This is a genomic window from Jannaschia sp. R86511, assembly GCF_042466345.1.
Classification (GTDB): domain Bacteria; phylum Actinomycetota; class Actinomycetes; order Actinomycetales; family JBBAYJ01; genus Aquipuribacter.
Genome location: NZ_JAXHCD010000001.1, coordinates 1,127,929 through 1,140,940 on the forward strand (window position 1 = coordinate 1,127,929; position 13,012 = coordinate 1,140,940).

13 protein-coding genes are annotated in these 13,012 nt (G+C 76.5%); 7 read left to right on the forward strand and 6 right to left on the reverse strand.

Annotated features, from left to right (window positions below):
• The first annotated feature begins 1 nt into the window (after position 1).
• From SJY06_RS05545 to SJY06_RS05555, 3 genes are read left to right on the forward strand one after another with little or no spacing between them, the layout of a single operon-like run.
• The gene (locus SJY06_RS05545) at positions 2-607 is read left to right on the forward strand and encodes an NTP transferase domain-containing protein (protein ID WP_380165453.1); all 606 of its coding nucleotides are present in this window, start codon (positions 2-4) and stop codon (positions 605-607) included.
• A complete protein-coding gene (locus SJY06_RS05550) occupies positions 604-1,515 on the forward strand; it encodes an AAA family ATPase (RefSeq protein ID WP_380165455.1) in 912 nt (303 codons plus the stop codon). Before SJY06_RS05545 ends, SJY06_RS05550 begins: the two co-directional genes overlap by 4 nt.
• Positions 1,512-2,714, forward strand: coding sequence for a VWA domain-containing protein (locus SJY06_RS05555; RefSeq protein ID WP_380165457.1), 1,203 nt, complete (start codon positions 1,512-1,514; stop codon positions 2,712-2,714). Before SJY06_RS05550 ends, SJY06_RS05555 begins: the two co-directional genes overlap by 4 nt.
• On the opposite strand, the gene SJY06_RS05560 is transcribed toward SJY06_RS05555, so the two are convergent.
• A complete protein-coding gene (locus SJY06_RS05560; protein WP_380165459.1) occupies positions 2,698-3,639 on the reverse strand; it encodes a LysR family transcriptional regulator in 942 nt (313 codons plus the stop codon). The two genes, SJY06_RS05555 and SJY06_RS05560, sit on opposite strands and share 17 nt — an antisense overlap.
• 79 nt (positions 3,640-3,718) lie before the next feature.
• On the opposite strand from SJY06_RS05560, the gene SJY06_RS05565 reads away from it, so the two are divergent.
• Positions 3,719-5,116: a GH1 family beta-glucosidase gene (locus SJY06_RS05565; protein WP_380165461.1), complete on the forward strand. Its 1,398-nt coding sequence runs from the start codon at positions 3,719-3,721 to the stop codon at positions 5,114-5,116.
• Here SJY06_RS05565 and SJY06_RS05570 read toward each other — a convergent pair.
• Entirely contained in the window at positions 5,113-5,403 is a 291-nt protein-coding gene (locus tag SJY06_RS05570) for a WXG100 family type VII secretion target (protein ID WP_380165463.1), read from the reverse strand. The genes SJY06_RS05565 and SJY06_RS05570 overlap by 4 nt on opposite strands.
• Before the next feature lie 122 nt (positions 5,404-5,525).
• Here SJY06_RS05570 and SJY06_RS05575 point away from each other — a divergent pair, with 122 nt between their 5' ends.
• Positions 5,526-5,810, forward strand: a complete 285-nt coding sequence (locus tag SJY06_RS05575; RefSeq protein ID WP_380165465.1) for a DUF4031 domain-containing protein — start codon at positions 5,526-5,528, stop codon at positions 5,808-5,810.
• Here SJY06_RS05575 and SJY06_RS05580 read toward each other — a convergent pair.
• Together SJY06_RS05580 and SJY06_RS05585 are read right to left on the reverse strand one after the other, a co-directional pair.
• Positions 5,770-6,486 carry a hypothetical protein gene (locus SJY06_RS05580; RefSeq protein ID WP_380165467.1) on the reverse strand — a complete coding sequence of 239 codons (717 nt, stop codon included), beginning with the start codon at positions 6,484-6,486 and terminating at the stop codon, positions 5,770-5,772. The two genes, SJY06_RS05575 and SJY06_RS05580, sit on opposite strands and share 41 nt — an antisense overlap.
• Positions 6,487-6,508: 22 nt before the next feature.
• Positions 6,509-7,765, reverse strand: coding sequence for a S1C family serine protease (locus tag SJY06_RS05585; RefSeq protein ID WP_380165469.1), 1,257 nt, complete (start codon positions 7,763-7,765; stop codon positions 6,509-6,511).
• Between the two features lie 136 nt (positions 7,766-7,901).
• On the opposite strand from SJY06_RS05585, the gene SJY06_RS05590 reads away from it, so the two are divergent.
• A complete protein-coding gene (locus SJY06_RS05590; RefSeq protein WP_380165471.1) occupies positions 7,902-9,689 on the forward strand; it encodes an ABC transporter ATP-binding protein in 1,788 nt (595 codons plus the stop codon).
• Positions 9,690-9,707: 18 nt separating this feature from the next.
• Here the strand turns inward: SJY06_RS05590 and SJY06_RS05595 are convergent, their stop codons facing one another.
• Positions 9,708-11,288, reverse strand: a complete 1,581-nt coding sequence (locus SJY06_RS05595; RefSeq protein ID WP_380165473.1) for an ATP-binding protein — start codon at positions 11,286-11,288, stop codon at positions 9,708-9,710.
• Positions 11,281-11,991, reverse strand: a complete 711-nt coding sequence (locus tag SJY06_RS05600; protein ID WP_380165475.1) for a response regulator transcription factor — start codon at positions 11,989-11,991, stop codon at positions 11,281-11,283. The genes SJY06_RS05595 and SJY06_RS05600 overlap by 8 nt, the downstream gene beginning before the upstream one ends.
• Before the next feature lie 110 nt (positions 11,992-12,101).
• On the opposite strand from SJY06_RS05600, the gene SJY06_RS05605 reads away from it, so the two are divergent.
• Positions 12,102-13,007 (forward strand): type IV toxin-antitoxin system AbiEi family antitoxin domain-containing protein, encoded by a 906-nt coding sequence (locus SJY06_RS05605; RefSeq protein WP_380165477.1) that lies wholly within the window; start codon positions 12,102-12,104, stop codon positions 13,005-13,007.
• Positions 13,008-13,012: the final 5 nt, after the last annotated feature.

The window sequence follows — 13,012 nt, forward strand, 5'->3', positions numbered from 1 at the left end:
GGTGCGGGTCACGGGACTGGTCCTGGCCGCCGGCGGGTCCGCCCGGCTGGGACGGCCCAAGCAGCTGCTGCCCTACCGGGGCACGACGCTGCTGGGGGCCACGCTGGCCCGGGCGGCCGGGTTCGGCTTCGACCAGCTGCTCGTCGCCCTGGGCGGTGCGGCGGACGAGGTCCTGGACCGGGTGGACCTGGCCGGGGCCGAGGTGGTCCGCAACCGGGCCTTCACGACCGGCTGCAGCTCGTCGGTGGCCGTGGCCGTCGACCGGGTGGCGGCGGACTCCGCCGGGGTCGTCCTGCTGCTCGGCGACCAGCCGGAGGTGCCGCCGGCCGCGGTCGAGGACCTGCTCGCCGCGGTCGCGGCCGCGCCGGCCGGGGCCGCCGCGGTGATGGGGGCCTGCCGGTACACCGACGGGACGGGTCACCCGTTCTGGCTCGGCCGGGACGGGTTCGACGAGCTGCGCACGCTGCACGGCGACAAGGGGGTGTGGCGGCTGCTGGACGCCCGGGCGGACGCGGTGCTCGTCGACGTGGCCGGGCCCGTGCCCCGTGACGTCGACACGGTCGAGGAGTACGCGGCCCTGCTGGCGGCCGCGGGGGAGGGCTCGTGAGCGACGCCGGCCCCTCAGCCGGTGCGCCCGCGGTGCTGGATCCGGCCGACCTCGCCGACCGGCTCGACCGGGCCGGCTACCTGGTGGACGACGGCGCGGCCATGGCGCTGTTCCTGTCGCTGCGCCTGGGCCAGCCCCTGCTGCTGGAGGGCGAGCCCGGGGTCGGCAAGACGTCGGCCGCCAAGGCCCTGGCCACCGCCCTGGGCGCGCCGCTGATCCGGCTGCAGTGCTACGAGGGGCTGAGCGCGGGCGAGGCGCTGTACGAGTGGAACTACCAGCGCCAGCTGCTGGCCATCCGGCTGGCCGAGTCGCGCCACGAGCGCCTGGCCGACGCCGACCTGTTCACCGAGGAGTTCCTGCAGGAACGGCCCATCCTGGCCGCCGTCCGCAACCGCGGGCCGGTCGCCCCGGTGCTGCTCATCGACGAGGTCGACCGCGCCGACGACGAGTTCGAGGCGCTGCTGCTGGAGTTCCTGGGCGAGGCCGCGGTCACCGTGCCCGAGATCGGCACGTTCACCGCCGTGCGCCGCCCCGTGGTCGTGCTCACGTCCAACCGCAGCCGCGAGCTGCACGACGCGCTGCGGCGCCGCTGCCTCTACCACTGGCTGGAGTACCCGGACCGCGAGCGGGCCGTGGCGGTGCTGCGCCGCGCGGTCCCCGACGCGTCCGAGGACCTGCTGCGCAGCACCTCGGACCTGGTCGGTCGGGTCCGCGGTCTGGACCTGGACAAGCAGCCCGGCCTGGCCGAGGCGATCGACTGGGTGTCCGCGCTGGCGGTGCTCGGGGTGGCCGAGCTGTCGCGCGAGGACCTGCTGCACACCGTGGGCTGCCTGACCAAGACCGTCGACGACCGCGACGCCGTGGTCGGGGCCCTGGCCGGGCTCGGCTACCCGGAGCGGCTCGGGTGAGCGCACCGGCCGCGGTGCTCCGCGGGGTCGACCGGGCCTCGTTCGCCGTGGCCCTGGCCGGCCGGCTGCGCGACAGCGACGTGCCGGTGAGCCTGTCCTCGGTCGCGGCCCTGGTCGAGGGCTGGGGCGTGCTGCCGCCGCGCGGGCGGACCGCGCTGTACTGGCTGTGCCGGGTGAGCCTGGTTCGCCGCGTGGAGCACCTGCCCACCTTCGACGCGGTGTTCGAGGCGGTGTTCGCGGACTCCGTCCTGGCGCTGGACCCCGTCGCCCGGGGGGCCGACCCGGCCGGGCCCGCCCCGGCCGACGACGCCCTGGTGCGGCTGCCGTCCGGGGCCGACCACGACGGCGCGGGCAGCGAGTCGGGGCTGCCCTGGGCCACGGCCGCCGCGGTCGTCGCGGTGGGCGGCGACGGGGGCGACAGCCGGGTGCCGGAGCTGGTCCCCAGCGGCCTCGACGCGGCGGCGGACACCCCGTTCGAGCGCCTGGACCCCGCGCTGCTGGCCGACCTCGAGCAGTGGCTGGCCGACGCCATGCCCCGCTGGCCCACGCGCCGCAGCCGGCGGCTGCGCACCCACCGCGCCGGGCGCACGGTCGTGCTGCGGGCGACCCTGGCCCGGGCGCGTCGGACGGGTTTCGAGACCGTCGAGATCGCCCGCGGCCGGGCCGTGCTGCGCCCGCGCCCGCTCGTGGTGGTGTGCGACGTCAGCGAGTCCATGCGCGGGCACGCCTCGGCCTACCTGCACCTGATGCGCGCGGCGGCCCGGGTCACCGACGCCGAGGCGTTCGGGTTCTCGACCCGGCTCACCCGGCTGACCCCGCAGGTCCGGCTGCACTCGCCGGAGGCCGCGGTCCGGCTGGCCGAGCAGGCCTGCGGCGACCGGTTCGGCGGCACCCGGATCGCCACCAGCCTGCACGGCCTGCTGCACTCCCACCACGCCCAGCTGCTGCGCGGGGCCGTGGTCGTCATCGCCTCCGACGGCTGGGACTCCGACGCCCCGGCCGACCTGGCCACCGCGATGGCCCGGGTGCACCGGCTGGCGCACCGGGTGGTCTGGCTCAACCCCCGCGCGGCCGCACCGGGGTTCCGGCCCCGCACGGGCGGCATGGCCGCCGCCCTGCCGTGGTGCGACGAGCTGCTGCCCGCCCACACCCCGGCCGCGATGCGCGAGGTGCTGCGGGTGATCACCGCCAGAGGGTGACGTGCACCGAGGGCCGGAAGTGCCCGATAGTCACCCCGGCGCCGTGGATCATGGCCTGGGTCGCCCGCGGCGTGGTCACGAACCGGGCCAGCTCGGCCGCCGCGGCCAGGCCCACCGGCTCCGGCAGCGTCATGACGTGCCAGCGGCCGTCACCGGGGGCCGCCGGCAGCGGCACCCGGACCAGTCGGCCCGCCGCCAGGTCGTCGGCCACGACGAACGACGGCACGGGGGTGACGCCGTGCCCGCGGCGGGCCTCCTCCAGGGCCGCGGCCGTGCTCTGGAAGATGCGCTGCTCGGTCTCGGGGACGTCGAGCCGGCGCAGCAGGCCGGCCACCGCGCTGCCCGCGCTGTTGGCCGAGGGCCCCAGCAGCCAGCCCGCGGGCCGGGCCGCGCCGACCGCCGCCTGGTGCGCGGGGCTGGCCACCACCACCAGCTGGTAGGAGAAGAACGGCGTGCAGGTGACGGTCCCGGGCAGCCCGGACGGCCGGGGTCCGATCGCGACGTCGACCTCCCGGTTGGCCAGCAGCGACGCGAACTCCCGGGGCTCGCGCACGCTGAGCTCGACCTCGAGGTCCTTGGCCCGGCTGGTGAACAGGGCGATGAGCCCGGGGGCCGCGTGCTCGGCGAACAGCGCCGAGGCGGCCACGTGCATCAGCCGGCGCCCGCGGCCCGCGTGCCCGACCTCGCGGATGGTCTGCTCCTGCAGGCCCAGCAGCTCGGTGGCCCGCCGGGCCAGCCGCAGCCCGCCGGGCGTGAACGCGATGCCCGAGCCGGTGCGTACGAACAGCTCGTCGGCGAGCTCCTTGCGCAGGTGGGCGACGTGCAGCGACACCGCGGCCTCGCTCACCCCGAGCTCGGCGGCGGCGGCCTTGACCGAGCCCAGCCGGACGACGGCCGCGAACGCGCGCAGCCTCGTCGGGGTCATGGGCCCAGCATGACGCCACCGGCGTCCGACCGACGGGCCGCGGCGGGCTGGGAACGATCCCACCGATAGGGTGAGCGGCATGGTCACGCTGCCGACGACGTTCACCTGGGGGGCGGCCACCGCCGCGTTCCAGATCGAGGGAGACCGCGCGGGACGGGGTGAGACCACCTGGGACGCGTTCTGCCGGGTGCCGGGCGCGGTGCAGGACGGCACCGACGGCGACGTCACCTGCGACCACGTCAACCGCTACCGCGAGGACGTCCGGATCATGCGCGACCTGGGGGTGGGCGCCTACCGGTTCTCCGTGGCGTGGGCGCGCGTCCAGCCGACCGGCCGCGGCGACTTCTCGGCCGAGGGCCTCGGCTTCTACGACCGGCTCGTGGACGAGCTGCTCGGCGCCGGCATCGAGCCGTGGCTGACCCTGTACCACTGGGACCTGCCCGTGGAGCTGCAGCTGCAGGGCGGCTGGGCCTCGCGCCGGGTCGTGGACCCGTTCGTGGAGTACGCGCTCGGCGTGCAGGAGGCCCTCGGTGACCGCGTCAAGCGGTGGGCCACCCACAACGAGCCCTGGTGCGCGGCCTGGCTGGGCTACGGCGGCGGCATCCACGCCCCCGGCATCCGCGACCACGCCCTGGCCACCCGCGCCACGCACCACCTGCTGCTGTCGCACGGGCGCGCCGTGGCCGCCATGCGCGAGCAGGACGCGGACGCGGCCTACGGCATCGTGCTCAACCTGGACAACGTGCGGGCCACGGACGACGAGGCCGTCACCCGCGCCGCGCTGCCGGCCTACGACGCCGTCCGCAACCGGGTCTGGCTGGACGCCCTGGCCGGGCGCGGCTACCCGGCCGACGCGCTCGACCTGCTCGCGCCCCACCTGGACGGCGCCACCGTGGTCGGCGACATGGAGCAGATCGCCACCCCGGTCGACTTCCTCGGGCTCAACTACTACAACGACGAGCGGCTCGAGGCCGCCGACGGGCAGGTCCCCGTCGGCGACACCGTGCAGCCGGGCATGGAGCGGGTCCGCACCGCCGACCCCGGGGCCGGCGCCACCGCGATGGACTGGCCGGTGACGCCCGAGGGCTTCACCGACGTGCTGCGGCGCCTGCAGGCGGAGTACGCCGAGCTCGGCCCGGTCTACGTGACCGAGAACGGCTCCGCCTGGGACGACGACCCCACCCCGTCGGCGGACGGCGTGATCGAGGACCCGGACCGCGTGGCCTACCTGCAGGACCACCTGCGGGCCCTGGAGCAGGCCCGCGCGGAGGGCGTCGACGTCCGCGGTTACTTCGCCTGGTCGCTGCTGGACAACTTCGAGTGGGCGCTCGGCCTGAGCAAGCGCTTCGGGCTGGTCCGGGTCGACTTCGAGACCCAGGAGCGCACCGTCAAGCGCAGCTGGCACGCCTACCGCGAGCACATCGCCGCGTCGGGGACCGCCCGGGCGGCCGAGCCGGAGGCGGCCGCGGGCGCCTAGGCCTGGAACATCCGGGCGGTCGCCGCCTCGGTCTCGGCGTACTGCCGACCGGCCTGGGCGAGGGCGACCCGGATGCTGTCCAGGGTGTCCCGCACCTGCACCTGCGTCGCCCGCCACTGCGCCGTCAGGTTGGCGAACCCGGTGGCGGCCTGGCCGCGCCAGACCCCCTGCAGGTCCTCCAGGTGCCGCATCATGGCGTCCACCTCGGCGGTGATGGACTCCGACGTCGCCCCGACCCGTGCGCTGGCCGCGTCCACCCGCGCGCTGTCGACCTCGAACCTGGTCATGCCGTGCTCCCCTCGCCGTGCGCGACCCCCTGCCGCGTCCACCGCCAGGGTGCCTGGTCGAGGCCCGGTCCCGCGGGCGTCGTCCACAGGCCCCGGCGCGGGGGCGGGCCTACGCTCGGCCGGTGACCGTGCTCATCGACCCGCCGCTGTGGCCCGCGCACGGCCGGCTCTGGTCGCACCTGGTCAGTGACGCCTCGCTGGCCGAGCTGCACGCCTTCGCCCGGGCCAACGGCGTGCCCGCCCGGGGCTTCGACCTCGACCACTACGACGTGCCCGAGGACGTCCACGCGGCGCTGGTCGCCGCCGGCGCGGTGCCGGTCGGGGCGGGGGAGCTGCTGCGGCGGCTGCGCGCGGGTGGCCTGCGCGTCACCGCGGCCCAGCGACGAGAGCGTCGAGCTCGCGGCTGAGGTTCGCCCGGGCGGCCGTCTCCCACGCGGTCGCCGTGGGGGTGCGGAACAGGTGCCGGTGCGACAGCAGCCGACGCAGCACGCCCGCCCGGCCGGCCCGGAACAGCTCGTCGGGCACGTGGCCGTACTCCTGGCGCACGTCCGCGGCGTAGCCGTCGTAGCGCGCCCGGTCCGCGGCCAGGATGCCGAGGTCCGCGTCGCAGAGCACGGCCGCATCGGGGTCGGCCGGTTCCCCGGGGTCGTGCTGGATGGTCACCAGGACGAGCTCGACCACCCGGTCGGCGTGCCGCCGGGCCACCCCGAGCGACCCCAGCTGCTCGTGGGCCAGCGCCGCGCTGGCCCGCTCGTCGTCCCCGGCCCGGCCGTCGTGGACCGCGTCGTGCCACCAGGCGGCGCAGCGCACCAGGTCGGCGTGCTCGGCGTGGCCGGCCAGCTGCTCGACCCGGTCGAGCACCTCGGCCAGGTGGCGGCGGTCGTGGTAGCGCCGGTGGGGCTCGGACCAGCGGCCGAGCAGGTCCTGCTGCACCTGCTCGGCCTGCGGGGCGCCGGCCCCGAGCCGGACCAGCACCGGGACCAGCGCCGGGACGGGCCCCGGGACGGGCCCCGTGACAGGCACCTGGTCGGGCGCGGGGTCGTGGCCGGTCTCGTGCGGGTCGGGTCCGGCTGAAGGGCTCACGGCCCCAGCCTGCCAGCCGGGCTCACGCCTCGGCGGTCTCCACCGTCACCGGGACCTCCACACCCTGCTCGTCGCGCGCGACGAGCAGGGTGACGGCGTCGCCGGGCTGCGTGACGCGCACCAGCGCCGTCAGCGACTCCGCCCCGGTCGCGGCGCGGCCGTCGACCGCCACCACGACGTCACCGGGCTGCAGGCCCGCGGTGTCCGCCGCGGAGCCGGGCTCGACGTCGACCACCTCGGCCCCCAGCCGGGTGCCGGCCCACTCGCCCTCGGCGATGGTGGCCGTGGTGTCGTCCAGGTACACCCCCAGCCGGGCGTGCTCGGCCGTGCCGTCCTCGATCAGCTGCTCGGCGACCGCGGCCGCGGCATCCACCGGGATGGCGAAGCCCAGGCCGATGGACCCGGACCCGCCGCTCAGGCCGGCGATCGAGGAGTTGATCCCCACGACCCGGCCCTGCGCGTCCACCAGCGGGCCGCCCGAGTTGCCGGGGTTGACGGCGGCGTCGGTCTGCACGGCCGCCGTCACCACGGGCTCGCCCGACGCGACGCCGACCGACTGCGTGGTGACGGGCCGGTCGAGCGCGCTGACGATGCCCGTGGTCACCGTCCCGGACAGCCCCAGCGGGTTGCCGATGGCCATCACGGGATCACCCACCTGCACGTCCTCGGAGCGGCCGAGCTCGGCGACCGTCAGGTCGTCGGGGGCGTCGGCCAGCTGGAGCACGGCCAGGTCGGTCGAGGGGTCCAGGCCGACGATCTCGGCGGCCAGGACGCGGCCGTCGGACAGCGTCACCCGCACCTGCCCGCCGCCCGCCGCGGTCGCCACCACGTGGTTGTTGGTCAGCACGTGGCCCTGCTCGTCGATGACCACCCCGCTGCCCTCCCCGCCCGAGCCGTCGGCGCCGGCGACCTGGATGGCCACGACCCCGGGCTGGACCGCGGTGGCCACGGCGCCCCAGTCGACCCCGTCGACCGGCCCGCTCGCCGCCCCGTCCGCCGTCGCGTCGGTCACCGTCCCGTCCGCTGCCGTGTCGGCGGTGTCGTCCGCGGCGACGGCGGCGGCCACCGGGGCGTCCCGCAGCGCGGCCAGGACGTCGTCGGCGTTGGACACCACGACGGCGCCCGCACCGACCCCGGCCGCCGCCATGACCACCGTGGCCCCGACCGCGGTCGCGACCAGGGGTAGCCGGCGGCGCCGGTGGGGCCGGGGGGCGGGCCCCGCGGTGGGCGGGGTCCAGGGCTGGGGCTGCGGCTGCGGGCGGGTGGCGGTCTCGGTCATGGCAGCCATGTCACCCCACGCGGCTGCCGCTCGGCCGTGAGCAGCCTGGACGTCACCTGTGAACCCGTGGCGCAGCGGGTTCCGCCCCTGGGTGAACCGTGCGGGTGCGGGCCCCGGGGTGGGTGAGACTGGCCGGGTGAGCGACTCCGCACGGGCCGAGCCCGTCCCGGACCCGAGCGGCCGGCGCGCCGACCTCGCCGTGCTCCTGCGGCTGCTGCGGCCCCACACCACCGCGCTGGCCGTGGCCGGTGGGCTGGGCCTGGCCAACGCCGCGGCCGCCCTGGCCCAGCCGCTGCTCGTCCGCGAGGTCATCGGGGCCATCGAGGACGCGGCCTCGGTGGTCACCCCCGCGGTCTGGCTCGTGGTCGCCCTCGTCCTGGCCGCGGCCCTGTCCGGGGTGCAGGCGTACGTGCTGCAGCGCACCGGCGAGGCCGTGGTGCTGCGCACCCGGACCCGGCTGGTCGGCCGGCTGCTGCGCCTGCCGGTGGCCGAGCTCGACCGCCGCAGCAGCGGCGACCTGATCTCGCGGGTCGGGGCGGACACCACCCTGCTGCGCACCGTGGTCACCAGCGGCCTGGTGGACCTGGCCTCCGGCGTCGTCATCATCGTCGGCGCCCTGGTGGCCATGGCCGTGGTGGACCCGCTGCTGCTTGGGGTCACCGTGACCGCGGTGGCGGTGGGCATGGCCGGGGCCCTGCTGGTGGTGCGCCGGGTGCGGGCCGCGTCGCTGGCCGCGCAGACCGCGGTCGGGGTGATGACCGCCGGGGTCGACCGCTCGCTGGGCGGCGTGCGGACCATCCGGGCCGCGGGCGCGGAGGACCGGGAGGCCGTCACCGTCGGCCGCTCCGCCACCGGCGCCTTCGTCGCCGGCCTGCGGCTGGCCCGGCTCCAGGCGGTGCTCGGCCCGGTGGCCTCGATCGCCGTGCAGGGGGCGTTCCTGGCCGTGCTGGGCGTGGGCGGGGCGCGCGTCGCCTCGGGCGAGGTGTCCGTCGGTGACCTGGTGGCCTTCGTGCTGCTGCTGTTCCTGCTGGTGCAGCCCCTGGCCCAGGGCATCTCCGCCTTCGCGGCGATCCAGACCGGGCTGGGGGCGCTGGCCCGGATCGAGGAGGTGCTCGACCTGCCCGAGGAGACCGCCGGCGACGTCGTCACGGTGCGCGGGGTGCTGTCGCACGCCCCGGTGTCGGTCGACCTGCAGGACGTGTCGTTCGCCTACCCGGACCCGGAGGCGGCCGACGGGCGGGGCGAGCCCGTCCTGCGCGGGGCCACGTTCACGGCCCCGGCCGGTCGCCGGACGGCGCTGGTGGGTCCCTCGGGGGCGGGCAAGTCCACCGTGCTGGCGCTGGTGGAGCGCTTCTACGACGTCGACGACGGCACGGTCCGGGTCGGTGGGCACGACGTCCGCGACCTCGATCGCGCCGAGCTGCGCGCCTCGACCGCCTACGTCGAGCAGGACGCCCCGGCCCTGGCCGGCACCATCCGCGACAACCTGCTGCTGGGTCGGCCGACCGCCGACGACGACGAGCTGCGGGCCGTGCTCGCGCAGGTCAACCTCACCGACCTGCTGGCCCGCGGCGACCGCGGCCTGGACACCCAGGTCGGCGACGACGGCATCCTGCTGTCCGGCGGGCAGCGGCAGCGCCTGGCCATCGCCCGGGCCCTGCTGGCCCGCCCGGCGCTGCTGCTGCTCGACGAGCCGACCTCGAGCCTGGACGCCCGCAACGAGCAGGCCCTGGCCGAGGCGGTGCAGGCCATCGGGCCCGGAACGACCGTGCTCGTCATCGCGCACCGGCTGTCGACGGTGGTCGACGCCGACCGCATCGTCGTCATGGACGACGGACGCGTGGTGGCCGAGGGCACCCACACCGAGCTGGTCGCGGCCTCGCCGCTGTACCGCGACCTGGCCGCGCGGCAGCTGCTGGTCTGAGCGGGCCGCCCCCTCCGGTCAGGGGCCGATGAGGTCCTCCGCCCGCTCCGCCGGCGCGTCGGACGGGGCCGGCAGCACGATCCGGAACGTGGCCCCGCCACCGGGGGTGTCCAGCACGCTGACCTCGCCGCCGTGCCCGTGCACCACCGCGGCCACGATCGACAGGCCCAGGCCCGCGCCGCCCGTGTCGCGGGTGCGCGAGGCGTCGAGGCGGGCGAACCGGTCGAAGACCCGGGCCTTGTCGGCGTCGGGCACGCCCTGGCCGTGGTCGCGCACCTCGAGCACGACCGCCGCCCCGTCACCCACCTGGACCCGGCCGACCGCCAGGTCCACCGGCGTGCCGGCCGCGGTGTGGCGGATGGCGTTGCCGACCAGGTTGGTCAGCACCTGCCGCAGCCGGTCGGGGTCGCCCTCGACCGCCACGGGCGTCACCGGCCGGCCGTCCAGCGCGGCCACGCGCACCGGCCGGGTCGGGTCCAGGGCGCGCACGTCGCCCCCGGCGTCGAGCACCAGCGCGGCGAGGTCCACCGGCACCCGGCGCAGCGGTCGCTGCTCGTCCAGGCGGGCCAGCAGCAGCAGGTCCTCCACCAGCACCCCCAGCCGGCGCGCCTCGCCCTCGATCCGGGTGAACGTCGCCGGCACCTGCTCCGCCGGCACCGCGCCCTGGCGGTGCAGCTCGGCGAAGCCCCGGATGCTGGCCAGCGGCGTGCGCAGCTCGTGCGAGGCGTCCGCCACGAACCGGCGCATCCGGTCCTGCGAGGCGTCGCGCTGCCGGATGCTGTCCTCGATCCGGGTCAGCATGCCGTTCAGGGCCGTGGTGAGCCGGCCGACCTCGGTGTCCTGGCCGCCCTCGGGGACGCGGGCGGTCAGGTCGCCGCGGGCGATGGCGACGGCCGTCTGCTCGACGTCGGCGAGCGGGCGCAACGACCGGCGCACGGCCACCACGCCGAGCAGGGCTGCGCTGATCACGACCGAGGTGCCGATCAGCAGCGTGACCAGCGCCAGCCGCTTGGTCGAGCCGTCGGCGTCCAGCGGGAGCGCCACCGACACCGACGCGTTGCGGTCGGCGGCGGGCAGCGACAGCACCTGCCAGCGGCCGCCGCCGTCCCGGGCCCCGACGGTGAACGGCTCCCGGTTCAGCGCGGCCGCCCGGTCACCGGTGATCACCGGGATGTCCGGCGTGCCCTGCTGGCTGCGGAACTGGGGCTGGAACTCCACGGTGGACTCGAACGCCTCGACGTAGACCACCACGACGTACTCGCTGGGCAGCGCCGCCACGTACGACGTCGACCGACCGGGGGGCAGCGGGGCCTGGATGTTCTCGGCCGTGGCCTGGGCCAGGCCGGGCCCGGTGCGCAGCAGCTGCGAGTTGACCTGGTCGAGCAGCTGCTGGCGCTGCACGAGCACCAGCGCCGCGCCGACCACCGTGGTCGCCACCGCGACGGCCAGGACGATGATGCCGACCAGGCGCAGCTCCAGGCTGACCCCGCTGCCCGGACGGGTCGGCCGGGTGTCCAGGGGGCCGGGCGCCGCCGGCTCCGTCCGGAACGGGCGGACCAGGACCGGGCGGCTCTGCTTCGGGGGAGGCTGCTCAGGCATCCGGCGGCAGGCGCAGCACGTAGCCGACGCCGCGCTTCGTGTGGATGAGCGGCGTCGAGCCGGAGTCGACCTTGCGGCGCAGGTACGAGATGTACGACTCGACGATGGCGCCGTCGCCGCCGAAGTCGTAGTCCCACACGTGGTCGAGGATCTGCGCCTTGGACAGCACCCGGTTGGGGTTGAGCATCAGGTAGCGCAGCAGCTTGAACTCCGTCGGCGACAGGTCGACCACCGCACCCGCCCGTCGCACCTCGTGGGCGTCCTCGTCCAGCTCCAGGTCGTGGAAGGTCAGCAGGTTGCCCAGCTCCTCGGCCACGACCCCGGTGCGCCGCAGCACGGCCCGGATCCGGGCGACCACCTCCTCCAGGCTGAACGGCTTGGTGACGTAGTCGTCCCCGCCCACCGTCAGCCCGGTGACCTTGTCCTCCACCTCGTCGCGGGCGGTCAGGAACAGCACGGGCATGTCGCGGCCGCGCTCGCGCAGCTTGCGGGTCACCTCGAAGCCGTCCATGTCGGGCATCATCACGTCGAGCACCACCAGGTCGGGACGGTGCTTCTCGGCCTGGGTCAGCGCGCTCGACCCGTTCTCGGCCGTCACCACGTCGTAGCCGGCGAAGCGCAGCGACGCGCTCAGCAGGTCGCGGATCGAGGGCTCGTCGTCCACGACGAGGAGCCGGGGCGCGGGCACGGCGGGGGCGGTCACACCTGCACAATGCCCGCCGGCCCTGGGAAGTTCCTGGGAGCGGGTGGGGCTGGGCGCCGTTGTCCACAGGGGTCGCACACGGTCGGCGTGTTGCGCGGCACCCTGCCGGGGTGGAGCTGGAGGCGCTGGCGTCGGCGCAGGACGGGGTCGTGACGACCGCGCAGCTGCGTGGCTGCGGCGTCTCACGCGCGGTCGAGCGGCGGCGCCTCAACGAGGGTGCCTGGCTCCGGTTGCACCGGGGCGTCCTGCTGGTGCAGCCCGAGCGTGCGACCGGGAACGCTGCCTGGGTGGCAGCACGTGGGGCGCACCTGGCGTGCCCTGGGGCGGTCCTAGCCGGGCGCACCGCCGCTCGGTTGTACGAGCTGGCGGGGATCACCGACGGGCCGGAGGAGGTGCTGGTCGAGCCCCACCGGGCGGTCAGGGCCCGTCCCCGGTTGCTCGCGCACCGCGGACACCTGGGCCAGGACGAGGTCACGACGGTGCGCGGGATGCCGGTCACGACACCGGGTCGGACGCTGACCGACCTGTCGCTGGGGTCCGACCGGCTCGTGGCTGTGGCTCTCACGGACTCGGCGCTGCGCCGTGGGGCAGTCACCGCGAGGGACCTGTCGGGGCTCGCGGACCGTGCGTCGGGGCGTCCCGGCAGCGGAGGGCTCGTCGACCTCTGGAACCTGGCCGACTCCCGATCGGAGTCGGTGCTCGAGAGCCGGGTCAGGCTCCGCTGCGTCGACGATGGGCTCCCGCCCGACGCGCTCCAGCTCGTCGTGCGGGATGCCCACGGCGCGGTGGTGGGACGGGCCGACCTGGCCTTCCGGCGTCCCGGTCGCCGCGGCTGGCTGCTGGTCGAGGCGGACGGGGCCGGGGTGCACGGCTCGCCCGACGCGTTGTTCCGGGACCGGGCCAGGGCCAACGCGCTCACGGCGCTGGGTCACCTGCTGCTGCGGTTCACCTGGCGCGACACGCTGGACCCGTTCACGATCCCCCGATCGGTCCGCGCGGCTCTGCGCGCTGCGTGAGACCG

Excerpts from the sequence above, each read along its gene's own strand:
- SJY06_RS05565 (WP_380165461.1), top strand. The coding sequence starts at position 3,719 with ATGGTCACGCTGCCGACGACGTTCACCTGGGGGGCGGCCACCGCCGCG.
- SJY06_RS05585 (WP_380165469.1), bottom strand. The coding sequence starts at position 7,765 with ATGACCGAGACCGCCACCCGCCCGCAGCCGCAGCCCCAGCCCTGGACC.
- SJY06_RS05595 (WP_380165473.1), bottom strand. The coding sequence starts at position 11,288 with ATGCCTGAGCAGCCTCCCCCGAAGCAGAGCCGCCCGGTCCTGGTCCGC.
- SJY06_RS05570 (WP_380165463.1), bottom strand. The coding sequence starts at position 5,403 with ATGACCAGGTTCGAGGTCGACAGCGCGCGGGTGGACGCGGCCAGCGCA.
- SJY06_RS05560 (WP_380165459.1), bottom strand. The coding sequence starts at position 3,639 with ATGACCCCGACGAGGCTGCGCGCGTTCGCGGCCGTCGTCCGGCTGGGC.